The 20869-nt window shown below is 65.1% G+C and carries 21 protein-coding genes; 13 read left to right on the forward strand and 8 right to left on the reverse strand.

Annotated elements, in window-relative coordinates:
• Positions 1 to 88: 88 nt before the first annotated feature.
• A complete protein-coding gene (locus tag ACJRPG_RS09975) occupies positions 89 to 1333 on the forward strand; it encodes an aminotransferase class V-fold PLP-dependent enzyme (RefSeq protein WP_407999911.1) in 1245 nt (414 codons plus the stop codon).
• Here ACJRPG_RS09975 and ACJRPG_RS09980 read toward each other — a convergent pair.
• Both ACJRPG_RS09980 and ACJRPG_RS09985 read right to left on the reverse strand, forming a co-directional pair.
• Positions 1317 to 2111, reverse strand: coding sequence for a ferritin-like domain-containing protein (locus tag ACJRPG_RS09980; RefSeq protein ID WP_407999912.1), 795 nt, complete (start codon positions 2109 to 2111; stop codon positions 1317 to 1319). The genes ACJRPG_RS09975 and ACJRPG_RS09980 overlap by 17 nt on opposite strands.
• Positions 2108 to 3001 (reverse strand): AraC family transcriptional regulator, encoded by an 894-nt coding sequence (locus tag ACJRPG_RS09985; RefSeq protein ID WP_407999913.1) that lies wholly within the window; start codon positions 2999 to 3001, stop codon positions 2108 to 2110. Before ACJRPG_RS09985 ends, ACJRPG_RS09980 begins: the two co-directional genes overlap by 4 nt.
• A gap of 139 nt (positions 3002 to 3140) precedes the next feature.
• Between ACJRPG_RS09985 and ACJRPG_RS09990 the strand changes: the two genes are divergently transcribed.
• Entirely contained in the window at positions 3141 to 3896 is a 756-nt protein-coding gene (locus ACJRPG_RS09990) for an SDR family NAD(P)-dependent oxidoreductase (protein WP_407999914.1), read from the forward strand.
• A 139-nt stretch (positions 3897 to 4035) separates the two neighbouring features.
• On the opposite strand, the gene ACJRPG_RS09995 is transcribed toward ACJRPG_RS09990, so the two are convergent.
• Entirely contained in the window at positions 4036 to 4272 is a 237-nt protein-coding gene (locus ACJRPG_RS09995) for a hypothetical protein (RefSeq protein ID WP_407999915.1), read from the reverse strand.
• 329 nt (positions 4273 to 4601) lie between these two features.
• On the opposite strand from ACJRPG_RS09995, the gene ACJRPG_RS10000 reads away from it, so the two are divergent.
• From ACJRPG_RS10000 to ACJRPG_RS10030, 7 genes are read left to right on the forward strand one after another with little or no spacing between them, the layout of a single operon-like run.
• Complete coding sequence (locus tag ACJRPG_RS10000; RefSeq protein ID WP_407999916.1) at positions 4602 to 7031, forward strand: TonB-dependent receptor; 2430 nt, start codon at positions 4602 to 4604, stop codon at positions 7029 to 7031.
• 16 nt (positions 7032 to 7047) lie between these two features.
• Positions 7048 to 8082, forward strand: a complete 1035-nt coding sequence (locus ACJRPG_RS10005) for a LacI family DNA-binding transcriptional regulator (protein ID WP_407999917.1) — start codon at positions 7048 to 7050, stop codon at positions 8080 to 8082.
• A gap of 30 nt (positions 8083 to 8112) precedes the next feature.
• Complete coding sequence (locus ACJRPG_RS10010) at positions 8113 to 8868, forward strand: SDR family NAD(P)-dependent oxidoreductase (RefSeq protein ID WP_407999918.1); 756 nt, start codon at positions 8113 to 8115, stop codon at positions 8866 to 8868.
• Positions 8869 to 8888: 20 nt separating this feature from the next.
• On the forward strand, positions 8889 to 10868 hold the full coding sequence (locus ACJRPG_RS10015) for a DUF4962 domain-containing protein (RefSeq protein WP_407999919.1): 1980 nt from the start codon (positions 8889 to 8891) through the stop codon (positions 10866 to 10868).
• Positions 10869 to 10880: 12 nt separating this feature from the next.
• Positions 10881 to 11846, forward strand: a complete 966-nt coding sequence (locus tag ACJRPG_RS10020; RefSeq protein WP_407999920.1) for a sugar kinase — start codon at positions 10881 to 10883, stop codon at positions 11844 to 11846.
• A gap of 32 nt (positions 11847 to 11878) precedes the next feature.
• Complete coding sequence (locus ACJRPG_RS10025; protein ID WP_407999921.1) at positions 11879 to 13162, forward strand: MFS transporter; 1284 nt, start codon at positions 11879 to 11881, stop codon at positions 13160 to 13162.
• The gene (locus ACJRPG_RS10030) at positions 13159 to 13908 is read left to right on the forward strand and encodes a GDSL-type esterase/lipase family protein (protein WP_407999922.1); all 750 of its coding nucleotides are present in this window, start codon (positions 13159 to 13161) and stop codon (positions 13906 to 13908) included. The genes ACJRPG_RS10025 and ACJRPG_RS10030 overlap by 4 nt, the downstream gene beginning before the upstream one ends.
• Here ACJRPG_RS10030 and ACJRPG_RS10035 read toward each other — a convergent pair.
• A complete protein-coding gene (locus ACJRPG_RS10035; RefSeq protein WP_407999923.1) occupies positions 13905 to 14807 on the reverse strand; it encodes an AraC family transcriptional regulator in 903 nt (300 codons plus the stop codon). The genes ACJRPG_RS10030 and ACJRPG_RS10035 overlap by 4 nt on opposite strands.
• Positions 14808 to 14907: 100 nt before the next feature.
• On the opposite strand from ACJRPG_RS10035, the gene ACJRPG_RS10040 reads away from it, so the two are divergent.
• Positions 14908 to 15657 (forward strand): SDR family oxidoreductase, encoded by a 750-nt coding sequence (locus ACJRPG_RS10040; RefSeq protein WP_407999924.1) that lies wholly within the window; start codon positions 14908 to 14910, stop codon positions 15655 to 15657.
• On the opposite strand, the gene ACJRPG_RS10045 is transcribed toward ACJRPG_RS10040, so the two are convergent.
• Positions 15644 to 16207 (reverse strand): SRPBCC family protein, encoded by a 564-nt coding sequence (locus ACJRPG_RS10045; RefSeq protein WP_407999925.1) that lies wholly within the window; start codon positions 16205 to 16207, stop codon positions 15644 to 15646. The genes ACJRPG_RS10040 and ACJRPG_RS10045 overlap by 14 nt on opposite strands.
• A 221-nt stretch (positions 16208 to 16428) precedes the next feature.
• Between ACJRPG_RS10045 and ACJRPG_RS10050 the strand changes: the two genes are divergently transcribed.
• Positions 16429 to 17244 (forward strand): PEP-CTERM sorting domain-containing protein, encoded by an 816-nt coding sequence (locus ACJRPG_RS10050; protein WP_407999926.1) that lies wholly within the window; start codon positions 16429 to 16431, stop codon positions 17242 to 17244.
• Here ACJRPG_RS10050 and ACJRPG_RS10055 read toward each other — a convergent pair.
• Entirely contained in the window at positions 17228 to 17860 is a 633-nt protein-coding gene (locus ACJRPG_RS10055; RefSeq protein ID WP_407999927.1) for a Vgb family protein, read from the reverse strand. The genes ACJRPG_RS10050 and ACJRPG_RS10055 overlap by 17 nt on opposite strands.
• A 9-nt stretch (positions 17861 to 17869) precedes the next feature.
• Positions 17870 to 19090, reverse strand: a complete 1221-nt coding sequence (locus ACJRPG_RS10060) for an ATP-binding protein (RefSeq protein ID WP_407999928.1) — start codon at positions 19088 to 19090, stop codon at positions 17870 to 17872.
• 92 nt (positions 19091 to 19182) lie between these two features.
• On the opposite strand from ACJRPG_RS10060, the gene ACJRPG_RS10065 reads away from it, so the two are divergent.
• Both ACJRPG_RS10065 and ACJRPG_RS10070 read left to right on the forward strand, forming a co-directional pair.
• Positions 19183 to 19944: a DUF899 domain-containing protein gene (locus ACJRPG_RS10065; RefSeq protein WP_407999929.1), complete on the forward strand. Its 762-nt coding sequence runs from the start codon at positions 19183 to 19185 to the stop codon at positions 19942 to 19944.
• Positions 19922 to 20134: a hypothetical protein gene (locus tag ACJRPG_RS10070; protein ID WP_407999930.1), complete on the forward strand. Its 213-nt coding sequence runs from the start codon at positions 19922 to 19924 to the stop codon at positions 20132 to 20134. Before ACJRPG_RS10065 ends, ACJRPG_RS10070 begins: the two co-directional genes overlap by 23 nt.
• Here ACJRPG_RS10070 and ACJRPG_RS10075 read toward each other — a convergent pair.
• On the reverse strand, positions 20131 to 20793 hold the full coding sequence (locus ACJRPG_RS10075; protein WP_407999931.1) for a CatA-like O-acetyltransferase: 663 nt from the start codon (positions 20791 to 20793) through the stop codon (positions 20131 to 20133). The genes ACJRPG_RS10070 and ACJRPG_RS10075 overlap by 4 nt on opposite strands.
• Between the last annotated feature and the right edge of the window lie 76 nt (positions 20794 to 20869).

Below are 20869 nucleotides of genomic sequence, written 5' to 3' on the forward strand. Positions count from 1 at the left end.
AGTTAAGTTTATAGCTTGAAAAGCGGCGCCGCAAGCACGCGCGCCATCCATGCTTACAATGGATGCATCGCCAATCAACGGAGCCGCCATGCCGAACGCTTTCTCCCGCCGCACCTTCCTCGGCGGCGCTGTCGCCACCATCGCTTCCCTGCCCGCCCCCGCGGCGCCACGCAGCAGCGACGAAGAATACTGGGCGGCGCTGGCGGCGCAGTACGAGGTCAGCCCGGACTACGTCAATCTGGAAAACGCCTATTACGGCATCATGGCCAAGCCGGTGATGGCCGATTTCAAGCGCAATATCGACAAGCTGAACCGCGACAGCTCCCGCTTCCTGCGGCGCGAATTCGACCGCGACGGCATGGATGCCATCCGCAGCCAGCTGGCGCGCCACCTGGGCGCGGCGGAAGACGAAATCGCGCTGACGCGCTCCGCCACCGAATCGCTGCAGAACCTGATCGTGAACTACTCTCGGCTGCGCAAGGGCGACACCATCATGTACGCAGACCTCGACTACGACGCGATGCAGTTCGCGATGGAAGACCTGGCGCAGCGCAGCGATGCGCGCGTGGTAGTGCTGCGGATTCCCGAACCGGCAACGAAGGAAGCAGTGCTCGACACCTACGACAAGGCCATGCGCGCCAATCCCGGCCTGCGCCTGCTGCTGCTCACGCACATCAGCCACCGCACCGGCCTGCTGATGCCTGTGGAAGAACTGACGCGCATGGCAAAGCAGCGCGGTGTGGACGTGATTCTCGACGTGGCGCAGTCCTGGGGCCAGATCGATTTCCGGCTGGACGGCATGCAGGCCGATTTCATCGGCGGCAACCTGCACAAGTGGATCGGCGCGCCGCTGGGCATCGGCTTCCTCTACATCCGCAAGGCGCGGCTGGCCGATATCCGCGTCCATATGGGCAATGGGCTTTATCCGGCGACCGATGTGCGCTCACGCGTCTACACGGGCACCGTGAACGCCGCCGCGCTGATGACGATTCCGGCGGCGCTGCAGCTGCATGAACAGATCGGCGCATCAGCAAAGGGCGCGCGCCTGCGCTACCTGCGCGACCATTGGGTAAGCCAGCTGCGCGGGCACGACCGCATCGAGATACTCGCCCCGGACGATGCCAGCGGCGCTGTGACCTCCTTCCGCGTCAAGGGCCAGGCCACGCCCGCCGGGAATGCGGCATTGGCGCAGCGCCTGATCGACGAATTCGGCATCTTTACGGTCGTGCGCCATGGACCGGTTGGCGGCAGCTGCGTGCGCGTTACCCCCGCATTGTTCACGCGGCCTGCGGACCTGGACAAGCTGGTGGCGGCGCTCAGGCGAATCGCCTGAGTTCCGGCTCGCTGAAGCCCGCCTTGCGGCGCGCTTCCACATTGAAGGGGCCGCGCAGCGGCGGCGCTTCATAGCGCGCGGCCAGTTCGTCGTAAGTGCTTTCCGGATCGAGGCCGAGCTGGGCGCACATATAGCCATACCAGCGGTTGCCGATTTCCACATGGCCGATCTCGTCGCGCAGGATGATATCGAGAATGGCGGCTGCCGCCTCGTCGCCGGCCTGAGCGATCTTGGCGCGCAGCGGCGGAATCGCATCCAGGCCGCGCGCCTCCAGCGTGCGCGGCACCAACGCCATGCGCGCCGTGATATCGGCGCGGGTTTTCTCCACCATCTCCCACAGGCTGTTATGCGCCGGGAAGGCGCCATACTCGTAGCCCAGCGTTTGCAGGTGCGCGGCCAGCATGCCGAAGTGATAGGCCTCCTCTTTTGCCACGCGCAGCCAGTCCGTGTAGTACGCAAGCGGCATGCCGGGAAAGCGCCAGACCGCATCGAGCGCCAGGTTCACGGCATTGAATTCGATATGCGCCAGTGCGTGAACCAGCATGGCGCGGCCCTCTACCGTCACCATGGAACGGCGCCCCACCAGCTTTGGCGCCACCAGTTCCGGGCGCGCGGGGCGGCCCGGCACCCCATCCGGCTCCGCGATCAGGACATCGCAGTCCACGGCGCAGCGGCCGGCGGCGCAGGCCTCCGCCAGCGCCGCCACGGCCCGCGTCTTTGCTTCGGGGCTGGTCTCCAGCAGGCATTGCAGGGCGCCTGCACGCAGTTCCGCGGTCATGCCGGTTCTCCCGCACGGGCCTTGAGAGCACGCGAATCCCGTGCGGGCGGCTGGCCGAACATGCGGCCATACTCGCGGGTGAACTGCGACACGCTTTCGTAGCCGACCGCAAAGGCGGCCGTGCTGGCCGTGGCGCCTTCCGACATCATCATGCGCCGCGCTTCGATCAGGCGCAGCTGCTTCTGGAACTGCAGCGGCGACAGGGATGTGACCTCGCGGAAGTAATGGCGGAAGGAGGAAGAACTCATGCCTGCAATCGACGCCAGTTCATCCACCCGCAACGGGCCTGCATAGCCCTCCCGGATCGCCGCCACGGCGCGCGTTACACGCTCGGCATGCCCGTCCGGCCAGCCGAGGCGCCGGATTGCCGCGCCATGGCGCCCGGCCAGCAGCCAGTAATGCAGTTCGCGCACCAGCTGCGTGTGCAGCACGGGCACCGCTTCCGGGCGGTCCAGCAGCCGCATGAGGCGCAGCGCGGCATCGGCCACTTCGGCATCGGTGGGCGCCGAGCGCACCGGCAGGCCATCGGCGCCGCTGCCCTCGCCCATCTGCAGCGCCAGTTCGGAGACGATGGCGAGATCCAGGTCCAGCACCAGCGACAGGTATGGCGCCGTCCTGCTGGCGCGCGTGATCTGGCTCACGGTCGGCACGTCTGCCGTAATGAGCAAGGAATCGCCGGCGTTGAATTCCAGCGTTTCGGTGCCGATGGTGACTTCCTTGGTCCCCTGCAGCACAAGGCAGACCAGGGGGCGCGAGATGGCGTGCTGCAGCCCGCTGGGAGCCAGTGAGCGAATGGTGGTAAGGCCGGGCACGGGCGTCTGCGCGATGCCGGCCTGCCCGGCATGCTGGTCCAGGTAGCGGCTGACGGCAGTGAGCAAAGGATTGAGCATGGCCGCATCCTACCGCATTGGCGGCCATGCCGGGAAGTCGATTTGGCAGATCAGGCAAGAAAAGGGGCAGTTCCGGCAAGACCTGGACAGGCCTGAAAACCTACCATGACAACTCCAGATAACCACACAGGAGTTCAACATGAGCAAGATCGCAATCGTCACCGGCGGCAGCCGCGGCCTCGGTAAAAACACGGCACTGAACATCGCCCGCGCGGGCGGCGACGTCATCGTCACCTACCACAGCCGCCGCGAGGAAGCGGAAGCCGTGGTCGCGGAGATTGCCGCGATGGGGCGCAAGGCGGCGGCCCTGCAGCTCGACACCGGCGACACCGCGGCTTTCAAGCCCTTCGCGGCTGAGCTGAAAGGCCTGCTGCAGCAGCACTGGCAGCGCGCCAGCTTCGACCACCTGGTCAACAATGCCGGGCATGGCGACTACGCGCTGATCGAGGACACCACGGAAGCGCAGTTCGATAGCCTGGTGAATGTGCACTTCAAGGGCGTGTACTTCCTCACGCAGGCGCTGCTGCCGCTGCTGGCGGACGGCGGCCGCATCGTGAACATATCGAGTGGGCTGACGCGGGTATCGTATCCCGGCTATGGCGCCTACGCGGCGGCGAAGGCGGCGGTGGAAGTGCTGTCGGTGTACATGGCGAAGGAGCTGGGCGCGCGCGGCATTGCGGTCAACACCGTTGCGCCGGGCGCCATCGAAACGGACTTCGGCGGCGGCGCCGTACGCGACAACCCGGACCTGAACCGTGCTTTCGCCGCCATGACGGCATTGGGCCGCGTCGGCGTCCCCGACGACATCGGCCCCATGATCGCCAGCCTGCTCTCCGACAGCAACCGCTGGATCAACGCCCAGCGCATCGAAGTCTCCGGCGGCCAGGCCATCTGACCTACTGCCCAGCCCGCCGGATGGCCGTCCCGTCCACCTTGGGGTCAGGCACCAAGGTGGACACGGCCCCACGCGTAGAGCGCGAGATAGCGATGAGCTTGTGTCCACTTTGGTGCCTGACCCCAGGGTGGACAGGAGCTCAGCCGTGGCTGTAGCGCTGGATGGAGCGCAGGGTCGGTTCGAGGGCGAACAGGCGGGCGGCGAACTGTTCGGCGTGCACTTCCTGCTTCGCTTCCTCGGCCGCGTACAGGGCCTGCAGCAAGGCGGGAATGCGCTCGGGAATGGCGAGGCTGTCCGCGTGCTCTTCGATCAGGCTGATCGCTTCGCTGTAACGCTCCTCGCAACGTAGTTGTGCTGCTTTCTTGATCAACTCCATGACGCCTCCGTCTGAATATTGAGCACCCATCATAACGCATAATTGCCGTACGGCAATGATTTTTCAATCGTGCGGCGGCTGGTGTAGAAATTGGTTGACATCGCGAAAAATTGCTATATCCTTCACTAAACCGATACACTAAATCGTTACAGTGACGTGTTCGGATGACAAGACCGCCCTTTCTGTACTTTCCGGGGCGGCGCCTGCTCGCATTTCCCGGTTCTGGATCACTGATGTTGCTTTACTTTTTTCGCACTTTTACTGTAACGTTACAGTAAATCGTTACAGCATAAAGCCAGCTCTACAGATAAAAAATAATGGAGACAGATATGGCAGTTGTTTACGGAAGGCCCGGCCCCGCGCCGCTTCGACTTACCCCGATTGCCGCCGCCCTGGCGGTGGCAATGTTTGGCGGCAGCGCCCAGGCGCAGCAGGCGGCCCCGGTGCAGCCCGCGGCCGATGAGCCGCTGAAACTGGAAGCCGTGGTGGTGTCCGCCAACCGGCGCATCGAGAAGCTGGAAGATGTGCCGATGTCCATCTCGGTGCTGACCGAGGAAACGCTGAACCGCAATAATGTGCGCGAGTTCGTCGATATTGTGAACCTCGCCCCCGCCCTGTCGGTGTCGGTCGGCACCCAGGTCGGCACCAACAGCATCAATATGCGCGGCATCGGCACCACCTCGAACAATATCGGCATCGAGGGCGACGTGGCCATCATCGTGGACGACCTGCCCTACTCCCAGCCGCAGCAGGCCTTCAAGGACCTGGCCGACGTGCAGCGCGTGGAAGTGCTGAAAGGCCCGCAGAGCACCATGTTCGGCAAGAGCGCCATTGCAGGCGCAGTGGTCGTCACCAGCAAGCCGATCGGCAGCGGCCCATTGAGCGGCAAGGTAAGCCTGTTCCGCACCAGCGACCAGGAATACCGCGCCAGCGCCGCCGTCAGCGGCCGCGTGTCGGATGATGTGGGCGTGCGCGTGTTCGCATCGAAGACCAACTTCCCCGGCATGCTGTATAACCTGACGAACGACTCGCGCCAGAACGGCTCGGGCGGCCGCACCTTCAACGCCAAGGTGCAGTGGCAGGTCACGCCGGACCTGGATGTGCAGCTGAACGGCCACTACGACCATTCGCTGTCTACCGGGAATACCGCCGCCATCACCTCCATCGATCCGGGCGTGGGCTACCTGTACAACAAGAACTACACTGCCCTGTCCAACACGGCCGTCCTGCGCGGCATCAACATCACGCCCTTCAACCGCACCATCCGCAACGACTCGCCGACCGGCCTGGAATCGACGGACCGCAGCCTGGGCCTGCGCATCAACTACCTGTTCCCGGACAATACGGCACTGGCGGGCCACTCGCTGACCTCCATCTCCTCGGTGGACAAGAACAAGTCGAACGACTTCCGCGACAACGACAATATCGACCTGATCTCCACCTTCTACCAGGTGAACCACAGCGGCAAGCCTTCCGGCATCGCCGAGCCGCCCATGATCAACGGCACGCTGGACAGCAAGACCTCCACCCAGGAGCTGCGCCTGACTTCACCCGATGCCGGCGCTGTGCGCTACCTGGTCGGCCTGTGGCTGGCCCGCACCAGCCATGACCGCACCTACCTGCGCGGCAACCAGTTCGTGAAAGAGACCAACTACACGAACTATGAAACCAGTTCCTCCGCACTGAACCGCTCGATCTACGCCAACGGCAGCTGGGACTTCGCGCCGCGCCACACCCTGACCGCGGGCATGCGCGCGAACCGCGAGTCGAACGACTACATGTTCCACACCATCGACAGCCTCTCATCGTCGGCCCCGAACAATGTGCACACCGGCGAGAACCTGTACGTGGCGCCGCAGCACGACGAGAACTCCGTGACCGGCAAGCTTGGCTACTCCTTCCACTGGACGGAAGAAGTAACGGTGTACGGCACCGCCTCCACCGGCCACAAAGGCGTGGCCTACGACATGACCAGCGGCGCCAATAACGTCAACGTGTTCAAGCGCCTGCCGCTGGCATCGGAAGAAGCCACCAGCTTCGAGGCCGGCCTGAAAGCGAACCTGTGGGGTGGACGCGCCACCTTCAACGCCGCCGTATTCAACACGCGCTTCACCGATTACCAGACCTCGGCTACCGAGCGCTTCTCGGACGGCAGCCAGGCCAGCGTCTTGTACAGCATTCCTTCGATCCAGACGCGCGGCTTCGAAGCCGATGGCGCCGTGCTCGTCACGCGCAACCTGCTGCTGAACGCCAACCTCGCCTTCACCCGCGCCACCATCCGCGAGTGGACGCAAGGCCCATGCTACAGCGGCGCCACCGACTGCAAGGTGCCGAACCAGCTGGTGCCGGGCGCCTTCCTGCGTGATGCGAGCGGCGGCACCATGCCGAATGCGCCGAAGTGGAAATTCAGCGTGGGCGGCGAATATACGATCCCGCTGAGCGCCATCCCTTACACGGCCGCGATCCAGGCGCAGGCGCGCACCCAGTCGCGCGTGATGGGCGCCATCAGCCAGGACCCGAGCCTGCGCCGTCCGGGCTATGGTATCGTCGATCTCGGCGCCTCCATCAAGGACAACAAGGGCAAGTACAAGTTCACGGTCGGCGTGAAAAACGTCGGCGACAAGCACTACGCCGTTGGCAACGTGGGCTCCTTCCTCAACTTTAAACAGACTTCCGGACCGGACATCAAGTCGTACGGATGGCAGCCAGCACGCGATGCCTTCCGTTACTACACGGCCCGTCTGGACGTAACTTTCTGACGCTATCAAGGAACACATGAGCGAGCCGAAAATCCAGGACGTCGCCCGCCTCGCAGGCGTATCGACGTCCACGATCTCCAACTTCCTCAACAACAGGGCGGGACAGATGCGCCCTGACACCCAGCTCAAGATCCAGCAGGCGATCGAGCAGCTCGGCTACCGCCCGAACAATGCGGCGCGTCAGCTTAAAACGGGGGTGGCGTCGATGGTCGGCTTGCTCGTTCCCTCGCTGGCGAACCAGTTCTTCGGGTCGCTGGCCTGCGCGGTGGAAGCGGCAGCGGCAAGGCACCACTGCCATGTGATGACCTTCAGTACCTTCCGCGACCCGGACCGCGAACGGGCCGTGATGGCCGACCTGCTGGCCTATGGGGTCAAGGGCATCATCACCGGTTCGGCCCTGAGCGATACCGACCACCTGGTGGCGATGACCTCGCGTTGCCCGGTGGTGGCGTTCGACATCAAGCGCACTGACGAAGGCCACAACCGCATCGCTACCATCTCGGTGGACAATGCCGCCGCAACGGCGATGGCGGTACAGCACCTGGTTTCGCTCGGCCACAAGTCCCTTGCGCTGGTCACGCCTCCGCCCTACACGCTGAACCGGCAGGAACGTGTGCGCGGCTTCCAGCAGGCAGTGGCGGCGGCGGGCATCATCGGCGAACTGGTGATCGCCGATTCCACGGATGCGCCGAGCGATCCGCACGGTGACACCCGCCTGTTTGAACTGGGCCGCAGCGCGGCCTCGCGCATCGTCGAGGCGCGCACCAAACCGACGGCGGCAATCGCCATCAACGACATGATGGCCATCGGTATCGGCGTGGGCCTGAAGCAGCTTGGCCGGCAGATCCCGCGCGATTGCTCCCTGCTCGGCATCGACGACATTTTCTTCTCGGCGGCGCACGACCCTCCGCTCACCACCCTGCGCCAGCCGATCCAGGCCATGGCCGATGCCGCAGTCCAGCGCATTCTCGCGCCGGCCTCCGCACCCGGCGATGAACTGTTCGCGCCGGAACTGGTGGTGCGGGCGTCCACTGCGGCGCCGCCGAAATAAATCAACTCTCACTCTGGAGACAGCAGGCTTATGGAACTTATCGGAAAACGCGCCCTGGTGATGGGCGGCGCATCGGGCATCGGCAAGGCAAGCTCGCTGGCGCTTGCGAAGGAAGGTGCGGACGTGGTGCTGACTTACTGGAGCAGCAGCACGGAAGCGGAAGAAGTGGTGGCGCAGATCCGCGCCATGGGCCGCAAGGCGCAGGCCATCAAGGCCGACCTCACGGACAGCGCAGTGGCCGAACAGGTGTTCGCGGAAGCGGAACAGGCCATCGGCGACATCGACACCGTGTTCGCCAACGCCGGCGGCCTGATCCAGCGCTGCCGCGTGGTGGATATGCCGCTCGAGCTGTGGCAGCAAGGCATGAACCTGAACCTCACCAGCACCTTCCTCGTGTGCCAGGCGGCGCTCAAGCGCATGGAAGCGCGCAAGCGCGGCACCATCATCACCATGTCCTCGCTGGCGGCCTTTGACGGCGGCGGCCCGGGCTCTTCGCACTACGCCTCGGCCAAGGCAGCCGTGGCCACCTTCACCCGCGCGCTGGCTAAGGAAGTGGGACCGCTGGGCATCCGCGTCAACGGCATCGCACCGGGCCTGATCGCCACCCGCTTCCACGATACCTTCAATACCCCGGCCAACCGCCAGGCGATTGCCGACCGCACCCCGGCCAAGCGCGAAGGCGAGCCGGAAGACGTGGCAAACGTCGTGGTCTTCCTCGCGTCGGAGCGCGCCGCCTTCCTCGCCGGCGAGATCATCCAGGTCAACGGCGGCCTTGGCCTCTACTGACCCTCTTCCGGAGACATTGCATGAACCAATTCTTCACACGGCGCCGTTTCCTCGGCGCCGCGGGACTCGCTTTGCCTGCGCTGGCGCTCGGCCAGGATGCGCGCGAGGCGCTGGGCACCAAACAGGGCGCTGCCACGGCAGGCGAACATCCGCTCGCAACCATCATGAAGCAGCACCCGGCGCCGCTGCGCAAGGAACTGCAGGGCGTGCACCCGAGGGTGTTCACCACGGCCAGGGGGCTGGATGAACTGCGCGAACGTGCACGCGGCAGCCACCGCGAACTCTGGCAGGCGGCGCTGGCCAATATGGCCGCCATGAAAAACGAGCCTGCAGAATCGCCGGCGCAGACGCGCCGCGCGCAGAACGCTACCGGCATCGGCATCGTCGCTGCGGCACTGGCCTACAAGATCGAGGGCGACGCGCGCTACCTGGAAGTAGCGAAGAAGTATATGGATGCCGCTGTCAGCTACCCGGTCTGGGGCTACACCTACAGCAAGCCGGATATCGATCTCGCGGCAGGCCACCTGCTGTACGGCCTCGGCGCCGGTTACGACCTGCTGTACGACGTGCTGAGCGAAGAAGAGCGCAAGCGCTACCGCGACAAACTGGTGCGCCAGGCGCGCATCCTGGCGGCGCACTTCTCGCCAAAACCCGGCAAGTCCTACTCCTACAGCCAGAACCACTGCTTCATCCCCATCTCCGGCCTGGTGGTCACCGCCTATGCGCTGTGGGACGAAGTGCCCGAAGCTGCCAACTGGGCGGCTCTGTCGCGCGCGATCTTCACACGCGTACTGGAAGTGGCGTCACCGGACGGCTACTTCTACGAAGGCGTGGAATACTGGGTGTTTTCCATGCCGTGGATCGTGCACGCGCTGGATGCCTTCGCCCACGCCGCAGGCGACGATATGTACGACCACCCTGCCCTGCGCAAGGCCCATCTCTACATGGCACATTCCATCACGCCGAACGGCCAGGACATCTTCGATTTCGGCGATGCATTCGAAGGCCCGCTGACGCGCGCCCGCCACGGCCATGATGCGGCGCGCACCCATCCGGGCGGCAAGCTGCACTCGAACTACAACCTGCTGTACCGCTTCGCCTCGCGCTACAAGGATGCGGAAGCACAGGGCGTAGCCGCGTGGATGGCATCGCTGGGCCATATCTGCGCAGAGGAATTCTGGAACATCTTCTGGTATGACCCGAAGGTACAGGCCAAACCGATGGCGGCCATCAAACCCTACCATCACTTCGAAGACCTAGGCACGGTCTACTGGCGCAGCGACTGGACGCCGAAAGCCACGGCCTTCGCCTTCCGCGCAGGTCCGCCGGAAGGCCACCATATCACGGCCCTGATTCCGAAAATGCCGGACTGGCACCTCTCCATGGGCCACTCCCATCCGGATGCGGGCAGCTTCATCCTGTTCGGCGGCGGCAGCTACCTGAGCGGCCCGATGGGCTATGCCGGCCTGCCGAGCAGCACCCTGAGCAACACGCTGCTGATCGACGGCACCGGACAGGCCCTCGATGGCCGCGGCCACGACGCCTTCGCCGACTATCCATACGAGCGGCTGGACCGCATCCGCATGAGCAAGGTCACGCTGGGCCGCGATCATGCCGAGATCGTGGCCGACCTCACCGGCGCCTACCGCCCCGAACTGGGCGTGGAGAAGCTGGAACGCCGCTTCACCTGGGCGCGCGGCGCCTGGACCACCACGGATACGCTGCGGGCAAGCAAACCGGTGGTGATGACGGCGCAGGTGCATGGCGACAATGCGATCAAACAGGTGGGAGAACGGCGCTTCATTGTTGAAGGCCAGCCGGCGGCGCTGCAAGTCACCAGCGGCGCGGGCGCAAAGGCTATCATCGAACCCGGCATCGTCACCGCCGCCGGGCCGCCGGGCAACGTGGACAAAGGACCGAAGGAGCAGCGCGGTACCGTCCTGCGCATGTCCCTGCCTGCGGCAAAGCAGGCGGTGCTGACCACCATCATGCGTTTCTAGAAGGAGGCGGGATTGAACGATCAGCTGCAAGTACCAGACGTCATCACGGCGGGCGAAGCGATGGCCCTGCTGATCGCCCGCCAGCCGGGCGCCCTGTCGCGCGTGAGCGAATTCGAACGCGCTACGGCGGGCGCCGAACTGAATGTCGCCGTCGGCCTGCGCCGCCTGGGCTTCAACGTTGGCTATATCAGCAGCCTCGGTGCGGACAGCCTTGGCCGCAACCTGGCGGAATTCATGGAGGCCGAAGGCATAGACCGGCGCCAGTTGCGCATCGACGCGCGCTATCCCACCGGTTTCATGCTCAAGTCCAGCACCGATGACGGCAGCGATCCGGAAGTGGAATACTTCCGGCGCGGTTCCGCTGCCAGCCATATGTCGCTGGCCGACATGCCGGGCGGCGCATTCGGCGCGGCGCGGCTGTGGCACATCACCGGCATCCTGCCCGCGCTGTCCCACAGCTGCCGCGAGCTGGCCTTCGCCATGGCGGATGCGGCGCGCGCTGCGGGCCGCATCGTCACCTTCGATCCGAACCTGAGGCCGCGCCTGTGGCCTTCGCAGGACGCCATGATCGACACCATCAACGACCTGGCCAGCCGTGCGGATGTGGTCATGCCCGGCATCGCCGAAGGCCGCCTGCTCACAGGCCGTGAGGAGCCGGCCGCCATCGCCGGGTTCTACCTCGAACGTGGTGCGCGCAAAGTGGTCATCAAGCTTGGCGCGCAAGGCGCTTACTACGCGAGCGAAGCAGGCAGCGGCACGGTTTCCGGCTTCAGGGTGCCGCGCGTGGTCGATACCGTGGGCGCGGGCGACGGCTTCGCGGTCGGCGTCATCAGCGCCCTCCTGGAAGGCCTCAGCCTGCAGGACGCTGCATTGCGCGGCAACGCCGTCGGTGCGCGCGTGGTGCAGTTCCGCGGCGATTGCGAAGGACTGCCCAACCGCGCACAGCTCGAACAAGCATTGGCCGGTGAGCGCGGCTGACAGCCCCGCAGACAAAAATAACGGAGACGACAATGAAAACGATCAGCGGCCTGCGATGGCTGGTCATCACACTGGTGGCCATCGCCACCATCATCAACTACATCGACCGCTCCGCGCTCGCCGTGATGTGGCCGGGCATTGCGGAAGACCTGGGGCTGGACAAGCAGGACTATGCCAACATCATTACCGTGTTCCTGGTCGGCTATGCCATCGGCCAGTCCCTGTTCGGCAAACTGTTCGATGCGCTGGGCACGCGGGTCGCGTTTATCCTGTCCATCCTGCTGTGGTCCGTGGCAATCGCCCTGCACTTCGTGGCGCGCTCCGCCCTGTCATTCAGCCTGTTCCGCGCCCTGCTCGGCGTCGGCGAGGCCGGTAACTGGCCCGGCGCCACCAAGGCCATCGCCGAATGGTTTCCGGTCAGGGAGCGCGCTTTGGGCCAGGGCATATTCGGCGCGGGCGCATCGGTCGGCTCCATCATCGCGCCGCCACTGGTCGCGGTACTGTATGCATATGTCGGCTGGAAAACCACTTTCATCCTGATCGGCGCGCTCGGTTTCATCTGGATCGTGCCCTGGATGATCGTCTACCTCGCCGGTCCCGACCAGCACCCGTGGATCACGCAGGAAGAACGCGACTACATCCTCAGCGGCCAGCGCCGCAGTACGGAAGCAGGCCGGCCGGAATATGTGCCGACCTGGGGCCAGCTGCTGCGCCACCGCCAGAGCTGGGGCGTGATTGCCGCACGCTTCTTCATCGACCCGGTGTGGTGGCTGTTCGTGGGCTGGCTGCCGCTCTACCTGAACGAGAAGTTCCATTTCGACGTGAAGCAGATCGGCATGTTCGCCTGGGTGCCCTATGTGGGCGCCGGACTGGGCGCACTTTCCGGCGGCTGGCTGTGTGGACAGCTGCTGCAGCGTGGTATTTCCGTCAACCGCGCGCGCAAGTTGGTGATTATTTTGGGCCTCGTGCTGATGTTCCCGGCGCTGCTGTTCACCGCCGTTGCGCACACGCCGCTGCTGGCCGTCACCTCGATTGCCGTGATCCTGTTCGGTTTCCAGGCCGCCATCACGAATATCCAGACCCTTCCCAGCGATTTCTTTTCGGGGAAAACGGTCGGTTCTCTGGCCGGCATCAGCGGCACATCGGCCGTGCTGGGCGTTATTATCTGCATGCAGCTGGTGCCGGTGCTGACGGCGGGCGGTGACTACACGCCCTTCTTCGTGCTCGGAGCCGTGCTGGTGCCGCTGGTGTTCATCTCACTCTGGCTGGGCGGCACGGTAGAACAGGTTAAACCATCTTCCAAAGGACAAGAATGAAAGCACTGATCACCCGCCTGCTGCTGGCACTGAGTATCGTCAGCCTGGCCGCCTTCGCACAGACGCCCAGACAGGATCCGGGCACGCCGGCGCCGAAGCATGCCGACACCACCTTTATTCCCAAGCACGAGCGCTATCTCGCGCGCGGCAAGAGCGGCCCGATTGGCCTGCTCTTCATGGGCGACTCCATTACCGAAGGCTGGCACAGGGCGCCGCATGTGTGGGACGCCTACTATGCGAAGTACAACGCCGCCAGCTTCGGCATCAGCGGCAACCGCACGCAGAACGTGCTGTGGCAGATCCAGCACGGGGAACTGGATGGCATTGCGCCAAAGGTGGTGGTGCTGATGATCGGCACCAACAACAGCCTGGATGACAGCGCAGCGGACATTGCCGCCGCCAACCGCAAGATCGTGGCGGCGATCCGTGCCAAGCTGCCCAATACCAAGGTGCTGCTGCTTGCCATTTTCCCGCGCGGCCCGCGTCCTCCGCAGGAGGTGCCGGTCGCGAAAGCCGAAGCCGAAGCGAACAAGCGCATGGAAGTCATCGACGCCGTCAACAAGGAACTGATGCAGATGGAAGATGGCCGCAACGTGCGCTACCTGAACATCGGTAACGTCTTCCTCGGCCAGGACGGCAAAATCCCCTACTCCATCATGCCGGACCAGCTGCACCCCACCGCCGCCGGCTACCAGCTGTGGGCCGATGCGATGCAGAAGCGCCTCGACGAGATGATGCAGCCCTAAGCTTCGCCATGCCGGGCGTAGCGGCCCGGCGGCTGGCCGACGTAGCGGCTGAAAGCCGTACTGAAGGTGCTGGACGAGCTGTAGCCCACCCGTTCAGCCACCTCGGCCAGCGCAAGACCCTGCTGGCGCAGCAGCTTCTTGGCCAGCGCCATGCGCCACGCGAGCAGGTATTCCATCGGCGGCAGTCCTACCGCCTGCGTGAAGCGTTCAAAGAAACTGGACCGCGACAGCGCCGATTCCCTGGCCAGCTGTTCCACCGTCCACTGCCGCGCGGGATCGCCATGGATCTGTCGCATGGCGCTGGCAAGCCGCGCATCGGACAGGCCGCGCAGCATGCCCGGCGGCGCGCCGTTTGTGCTCCCGGCACGCAGGGCTTCAATCAGCAGCACCTCTACCAGCCTTGCCAGCACGAGGTCGCGCCCCGGCGCTTCCGCATCCGCTTCCTCCGCCACCAGCCGCACCAGCGTCGCGAGGCGCGGCGCGCCCCGTATGTGCATCATTGAGGGCAGCAGCGACACCAGCAGGGCGGCATCCGGCGAATCGAATTCGAACCAGCCGCCGAGCAGCCGCACATCCGGCGCTCCACCCTGCCGGCCATGCCGTACCTCGCCGGTTTGCCCGGCAGCCTGCTGCGCATCGATGTGCACGGGCGCCGCATCTTCATGGCCGCACATGGTGAAGCCCGGCGTGGCAGGCAGCAGCACGAAATCACCCGCCTCCAGTTGCACGGCCGGCTGCCCGTCCAGCGCGAACAGGCAGCTTCCTTCCAGCACCGCGCCGAAACTGGGCTGGCCGAAATCGCTATAGCGTACGCTCCAGCGGCCGGCGCCGCTGATGCCTTTCGACAGGACGGTGCGCGGCTGGAGCAAGGAGATGACTTCCGAGAGAGGATCCTGCATGCCGGACGATCGCAAATAAAATGTGGACGTTCTATTGTAGAACGTTCGGCCCGTAGGCGCTATCGTTGCGTCCATCCCAACCCCCACAAGGAACACCGCAATGAAAACCGTACTGATTACCGGCGCATCCTCAGGCTATGGACTCGAAACCGCCCGCCACTTCCACGCACAGGGCTGGCATGTCATCGCCACCATGCGCACGCCGCGCAAGGACGTGCTGCCCGAGTCGCCGCGCATGCAGGTGGTGGCGCTGGACGTGACCAGTGCCGGCAGTATTGCGGCCGCGCTGGCCCAATCCGGGCCAATCGACGTACTGGTGAATAATGCGGGCATCGGCCTGTTCGGCGCCAGCGAAGCCACACCGATGGCCACCATCCGCGAAGTCTTCGAAACGAACACCTTCGGCGTGATGGCCATGACGCAGGCGGTGCTGCCCGGATTCCGCGAGCGCGGCTCGGGCCTGATTGTGAACGTGACGTCCAGCGCGGTGCTCATGCCGATGCCGCTGGTGGCGCCCTACACGGCCAGCAAGACTGCAATCGAAGGCTACACGGCCTCCCTCGCGCTGGAGCTGGAAGCATTCAATATCCGCGTGAAGCTGGTACAGCCGGGCTACGGGCCGACCACTCGCTTCGCGAGCAATTCCGGGCACCGCCTGGAAGGACTGGTGACAGAGCCTTATGCGCCGCTGGCGCAGCGCATGTTCGCCTCGCTGTCGGAGATGCCCGCGTTCACGCGCGAAACCGATGTGGCGGAAACGGTATGGCAGGCGGCGAACGACGGCACCGGCCGCCTGCGCTGGCCTGCAGGAGCCGATGCCGTGGCGCTGGCCGCCCTCAGTGCGTCGTAACGGGCTTGCCGCTGTCCTGGATCGAACCGCGCCACGCGCCCGTTTCGTGGCCGCGCGCTTCGATCATTTCCTTGAAGCGCTTCAGGTTGCCGCGCGCTTCCATGCAGACGGCGCCCAGCATGTCGCCCACGGTCTCGATCGCGCCTTCCGGCGTGTAGCTCATCTCCAGCACGATGCGGGTGCGGGAAGCCGACAGCGGTTCGAAGCGCACCGCCCCGCTGTTGGGTTTCCCGGTCGTGCTGCGCCAGGCGATGCGGCGGTCGGGAATCTGCTCAACGATTTCCGCGTCCCACTCCACCGTTTTGCCGAAGACATCGGCTCTCCAGTGCAGGCGCTTATCGTCGAGCTGGCGGATTTCGTGCACGCTGTCCATGAAGGAGGGGAATTCCTCGAACTGGGTCCACTGGTCGTAGGCGGTGCGCACGGGCACATTCACCGTGATGCTTTCGCTGACAGATGAGTTTTTGCCGCCAGCCTTGTTCTGCTTGAGTTTCTTCGCAATCAGGACGCCGCCTATCGCGAGCGCCGCCAGTTTAAGTAGCCTTGCCATATTGATTCCTCCTGAACGTTGATTTCGTTGGGAGGTGTCATGCTATGCCGCCCGCACCGCCTTGCGTATCGGCGTTGCGGCAGCAGCCGTGTAGGCACTGTCCGGCCTGACCCGGCAGTACCGGCTGCATTGTCGCTTCCCTGCACAAGCATACGCGCACGCTTGACGCACATTGCCAGGGCGCGAAGAATGAGGCATACCCGTTCTTCCATGGATTCCTGATGCCCCGCCTCGCTGCAACCTTCCTGACCGTTCTGACAACTGTGGCAGCCCTGCCCGCCACGGCCGACACCGCGCTGCATGTGCGGCAAGGCCCGCTGAGCTACCGCATCATCGACCTTACGCCGGAAGATGGCATCGCTGCCGGCGTCACCTTTCTTCCCACCCTGCCGGTGCCGCCAGACCATTTGCAGGATCCGGCAGGCGCCATCGACATGATGCTGTTGCGCGGCGGCGCGTCGGAATACTACGCTGCGGCCGGCCAGGGCAAGGAAACGCTGACGATCAGGGGCGATGCCGGTGTGCAGAGCGCGGCGGAAGTCACCATCGCGCACCGCGAATCGCCATGGAGTGAAACCCTGGCGATCGATGCGCGCACCTCATATTCGGGGAATGTGGGCGGAGCCAGCATCGACGCGTCGTCGTCCCATATCTACTTCGAACTGGCGGCCAATACCGCGATCGAATTCAGCAGCGACAGCACGATACAGGCGAGTGTCAGCAGTCCCCCAGGCACGAATGAATGGATTCAGGGCGCTGCCTATCTCGCCATCGGCTCCATGCCGTATGACCCGGACAGTGTCGCGGGCGGCATGCAGTCGATCGAAGCAACGCCGTGGGCCAGGCCTTCCATCGACATCAGCGCCACCCTGACCGGCAGGTACGAAAATCATGGCGCTGCCGCGGGCTATGGCTACGCCTACCTGTCCAGTTCATTCAGGGCGTTTTCGGCAGCGCCGGTGCCTGAGCCATCGCGCTGGGCGCTTCTGGCGGCAGGCCTGGCGCTGCTTGGTACGGCCTTCAGGCGCCGCGCTTGATGGCGAACACCTTGCCGCTGCCGCCATTCCCGCAGAAGAACCGGTCGCCGCCGTCGGATTCGAGCCCCGATACGCCGACACCTTTCGGCATTTCGAGGCGCTGAATCACCTCGCCGGTTTGCGGATCGATGCGCCGCACATCGCTGTCGTCGCCCTCCCAGGTGCCGTGCCAGAGCTCACCGTCCACCCAGCTCACGCCGGTAACGAAGCGGTTGGACTCGATCGTGCGCAGCACGGCGCCGGTTTCGGGATCGATCTGGCGGATCTTGCGGTCGCGGTGCTGGCCAACCCATAGCGTTCCCTCGCCCCAGGCGAGGCCGGAGTCCGTGCCGTTGCCGGGCGCCGGAATTGAAGACAGCACGGCCCCGCTTTGCGGATCGAGCTTGAGGATGCGGTCTTCCGCAATCTGGTAGAGGTGGCGGCCATCGAAGGCCGTCCCTGCGTGGGCCGCGACCGGCAGCGAGCGAACGAGTTCGCCCCCGGCCGGGTCCATGGCGTTGATTTTGTCGCCGGATGCGAACCAGACGTTGTTGCCGTCGTAAGTGACGCCGCCAACCTGTTCGACACCGGGGAAAGGTCCGTATTCACGGAGGATCTGGGCTTTGGAAGTTTTCATGGCTTCATCCTAAGCTGCCGGCAGCGCAGCGGGGAGTAACAAAGTTGACGGGAATCCGGGCAGCGACGGTATGGTCCAGCGCCGCGCCGGTCCCCGGCCGAAGGAATGGACCTTGCCTGCCTCCGCCAGCGCATCGAGCGCGCGCTGCACCGTGCGCGGGCTGCTGTCCAGCGCGATGGCAAGCGAGGAGCTCGACCAGGCCTCGCCATCGGCAAGGAAGGCCAGCACCCCGCCATAGTATTCTTCCACGGGCGGCGCCAGCACGGCCACTTCGCCCCCGCCGTGCGGGGCCAGCGCGAAACCGTCCTTTGTTGCCTTGATATCGGCGAAGGCATGGAGCTCGCTGCGCAGGCGCCCGATTTCAACACGCAGGCGGGCGCGGTAGGACTCGTCAGCCTCCCTGCCACGGAAGGCTGCGCCAATCAGCGCGGCGCGCCTTGCATCGCCGGGCCAGGCTTCGGCCAGCATGCGGGCCAGCGTGAACAGGACCGGGCGCGTGGCGAGCGGCACCGAGGCGGCGTCCTTGCGCACCAGGTAGCGGCAGGCATCCACCACCAGCGTGCCGGATGCCAGCAGCGCTTCCACGTCTTCCAGCAGCAGCATGCGTTCCGCCCCGCGTGCGATGAGGCGGCCGGCCGGCCTGGCCAGCGCCTCGGCCACGCTTTCCACTTCCGCCATCAGTCCGGGGATTCCTGTCAGTGCCGCTGCATCCCTGGCGCGCTGCAGCGCGGCGCGCGCCACGCCCGTGTGCAGGCGGCGGATGGCGATGCCGGCCTGCGCCAGTTCGTGCGCCGCACGCAGCGGCGGCGGCAAGGAGGCGGGGTCGGCGCCTGCCAGCAGGCGCCCGGCATCGTCCAGCCGCCCGATCAGCAGCAGGCGGCGGACTTCGAGGTGGCGGGCATGCGCCGCATTCAGGCGGTCGCCATGCGCTTCGAGCGTTGCGCGGGCTGCGGCCAGCGCTTTCGGCGGCCAGGCCAGGTCGCGAGAGACCAATGCAATCTCCGCTTCGGCCACCACGCAGCGGGCGCGCGCCACCGCTTCCCTTGGGCCGAACGCGCGCGCCGCCATCTTCAGCAGCACCTTGGCGCGTTCGAAGTCGCCGAGCTGCGCCATCACGATGCCGCGCAGCGCCAGTGCAGGCGGGTCCTCGCGCAGCGCAACGCGCTTCAGGGCGCCGAGCAAGTCGCCCATGGCGAGCAGGCGCGCTGCGGCGGCGATCATCGAGTCCATGCAAATCCCGTCAAATTTGTCACTCCCATACCCCGGCCGGCTTGCGTCAGGATGTCCATGGTACGACAACAACCACCGAAAGGAGAAGCAAGATGACGAAGCACAAGACCGGAACCCGCGGCGAATGGCTGGACGCCCGCCTCAAGCTGCTGGCGGATGAAAAGGAACACACGCGGCGCGGCGATGCGCTGGCGGAACGGCGCCAGCAGCTGCCATGGGTACGCATCGACAAGGAATACCGTTTCGATACGCCGCAAGGCAGCGTCACGCTGAAAGACCTGTTCAAGGGCCGCTCGCAGCTGATGATCTATCACTTCATGTATGGCGAAGACTACACGGCCGGCTGCCCGTCCTGCTCATCGATTGCCGACAGCTTCAACGGCATCGTGGTGCACCTGGAGAACCATGACGTTGCCTTCACCGCTGTCTCGCGCGCGTCGATCGGCAAGCTGCAGGCATTCAAGGAGCGCATGGGCTGGAGCTTCGACTGGGCTTCGTCGGCGCCGGGCGACTTCAATAGCGACTTCAATGTCTATTTCACCGAGGACCAGCAGCGCGCGGGTATCGACTACAACTACCGCACCGAACCCGGGCTGCGCTCATGGGAAGACGGCGGCGGCCCTGTCGATCACCTGTCAGCCATGAGCGGCGTTGATTCGCTGGCCTATATGCGTGACCGGCCCGGCGTGAGCGCCTTCGCACTGCAGGATGGCCACGTATACCACACCTACTCCGGCTACTCGCGCGGCGTGGATGGCATCTGGGGCATGTACGCATGGCTGGACCGCGCGCCGAAAGGCCGCAACGAAGACGGCGTATGGTGGCGTCACCATGATCAGTACGGCCGGAAATAAAGGCCTGGAGGGCTGGATCGGCCTCGCCGCCGCCCCGGCCTTCGCCGCCATGGCCCTGCTCAGCCATCTCGGCGGCGGCGCAGACCTCATCTGCTCCAGCAGCCGCTTCAACGGCATGTCCACCATGTACCTGATGATGGCCTGTGTCCACCTCGCCCCCTGGCTCCGCCTCCTGCGCCGCGACAGCTAAGAACCTGACACCATGGTGCCTGACCCCATGGTGTCAGTAATTTCGGCGGCGATCTGCTGCGCGAGCAGGTGGATGTGGTAGCCGTCCACGAAGCCGTGGTGGGCTTGCACCGAGAACGGGAGCTGGATCTGGCCTGGCCCGGCGTCGCGGATCTTGCCCCAGGCGATGGAGGGAATATCGGGCGCCGCCAGCACCGCTGCAGGATGCTGGATGGACGTGAAGGCGAGCCACGGTATGCAGGTGATGTAGACCCGCTCCTTGGCTTCGCGCGGCGACATGGTGCGGTATTTTTCGTTCAGGGCTGTCATGCTCACCGCCTCGTCCCGCGCCGCCAGGCTGCGTGCGACGAACTCGCGCAAATCGTCCGACCATTCGAACTGCGCGAAATTGAGGTCGTGGTTCACATTCATCACCGTGTACGACGGCACGATGCGGTCGACCAGTATCACCTCACCTTCAAACAGCCGGTAGCGGAAGTGTTCCAGCTTGCGCACCGCGCGCAGCACGGCACATAGCAGCACGTGGAACGGCGGCAATCCCTGCGACTTGCACCACGGCCGGAAATCGGGCAAATCCAGCGGGAACGCCAGGTTCACGGCAGGACTCTCCATCCGGTCGAATAGCTCGAAACGGTCGCGCCGCTGTTCGAAATGCTGCATGCAAAACTCCTCCTGCTCATCTGCCTGAGCGATTGACTTCCGCGCATTGTATCTTCCCCGCCCTCGCCAGAAGCGC

It is taken from the genome of Pseudoduganella rhizocola, from assembly GCF_045984285.3.
GTDB lineage: Bacteria > Pseudomonadota > Gammaproteobacteria > Burkholderiales > Burkholderiaceae_D > Rugamonas.

Bases quoted from the DNA above. Each gene is read 5' to 3' on its own strand.
- ACJRPG_RS09975 (WP_407999911.1), top strand. From the start codon at position 89: ATGCCGAACGCTTTCTCCCGCCGCACCTTCCTCGGCGGCGCTGTCGCC.
- ACJRPG_RS09980 (WP_407999912.1), bottom strand. From the start codon at position 2,111: ATGACCGCGGAACTGCGTGCAGGCGCCCTGCAATGCCTGCTGGAGACC.
- ACJRPG_RS09985 (WP_407999913.1), bottom strand. From the start codon at position 3,001: ATGCTCAATCCTTTGCTCACTGCCGTCAGCCGCTACCTGGACCAGCAT.
- ACJRPG_RS09990 (WP_407999914.1), top strand. From the start codon at position 3,141: ATGAGCAAGATCGCAATCGTCACCGGCGGCAGCCGCGGCCTCGGTAAA.
- ACJRPG_RS09995 (WP_407999915.1), bottom strand. From the start codon at position 4,272: ATGGAGTTGATCAAGAAAGCAGCACAACTACGTTGCGAGGAGCGTTAC.
- ACJRPG_RS10000 (WP_407999916.1), top strand. From the start codon at position 4,602: ATGGCAGTTGTTTACGGAAGGCCCGGCCCCGCGCCGCTTCGACTTACC.
- ACJRPG_RS10005 (WP_407999917.1), top strand. From the start codon at position 7,048: ATGAGCGAGCCGAAAATCCAGGACGTCGCCCGCCTCGCAGGCGTATCG.
- ACJRPG_RS10010 (WP_407999918.1), top strand. From the start codon at position 8,113: ATGGAACTTATCGGAAAACGCGCCCTGGTGATGGGCGGCGCATCGGGC.
- ACJRPG_RS10015 (WP_407999919.1), top strand. From the start codon at position 8,889: ATGAACCAATTCTTCACACGGCGCCGTTTCCTCGGCGCCGCGGGACTC.
- ACJRPG_RS10025 (WP_407999921.1), top strand. From the start codon at position 11,879: ATGAAAACGATCAGCGGCCTGCGATGGCTGGTCATCACACTGGTGGCC.
- ACJRPG_RS10030 (WP_407999922.1), top strand. From the start codon at position 13,159: ATGAAAGCACTGATCACCCGCCTGCTGCTGGCACTGAGTATCGTCAGC.
- ACJRPG_RS10035 (WP_407999923.1), bottom strand. From the start codon at position 14,807: ATGCAGGATCCTCTCTCGGAAGTCATCTCCTTGCTCCAGCCGCGCACC.
- ACJRPG_RS10040 (WP_407999924.1), top strand. From the start codon at position 14,908: ATGAAAACCGTACTGATTACCGGCGCATCCTCAGGCTATGGACTCGAA.
- ACJRPG_RS10045 (WP_407999925.1), bottom strand. From the start codon at position 16,207: ATGGCAAGGCTACTTAAACTGGCGGCGCTCGCGATAGGCGGCGTCCTG.
- ACJRPG_RS10050 (WP_407999926.1), top strand. From the start codon at position 16,429: ATGCCCCGCCTCGCTGCAACCTTCCTGACCGTTCTGACAACTGTGGCA.
- ACJRPG_RS10055 (WP_407999927.1), bottom strand. From the start codon at position 17,860: ATGAAAACTTCCAAAGCCCAGATCCTCCGTGAATACGGACCTTTCCCC.
- ACJRPG_RS10060 (WP_407999928.1), bottom strand. From the start codon at position 19,090: ATGGACTCGATGATCGCCGCCGCAGCGCGCCTGCTCGCCATGGGCGAC.
- ACJRPG_RS10065 (WP_407999929.1), top strand. From the start codon at position 19,183: ATGACGAAGCACAAGACCGGAACCCGCGGCGAATGGCTGGACGCCCGC.
- ACJRPG_RS10070 (WP_407999930.1), top strand. From the start codon at position 19,922: ATGATCAGTACGGCCGGAAATAAAGGCCTGGAGGGCTGGATCGGCCTC.
- ACJRPG_RS10075 (WP_407999931.1), bottom strand. From the start codon at position 20,793: ATGCAGCATTTCGAACAGCGGCGCGACCGTTTCGAGCTATTCGACCGG.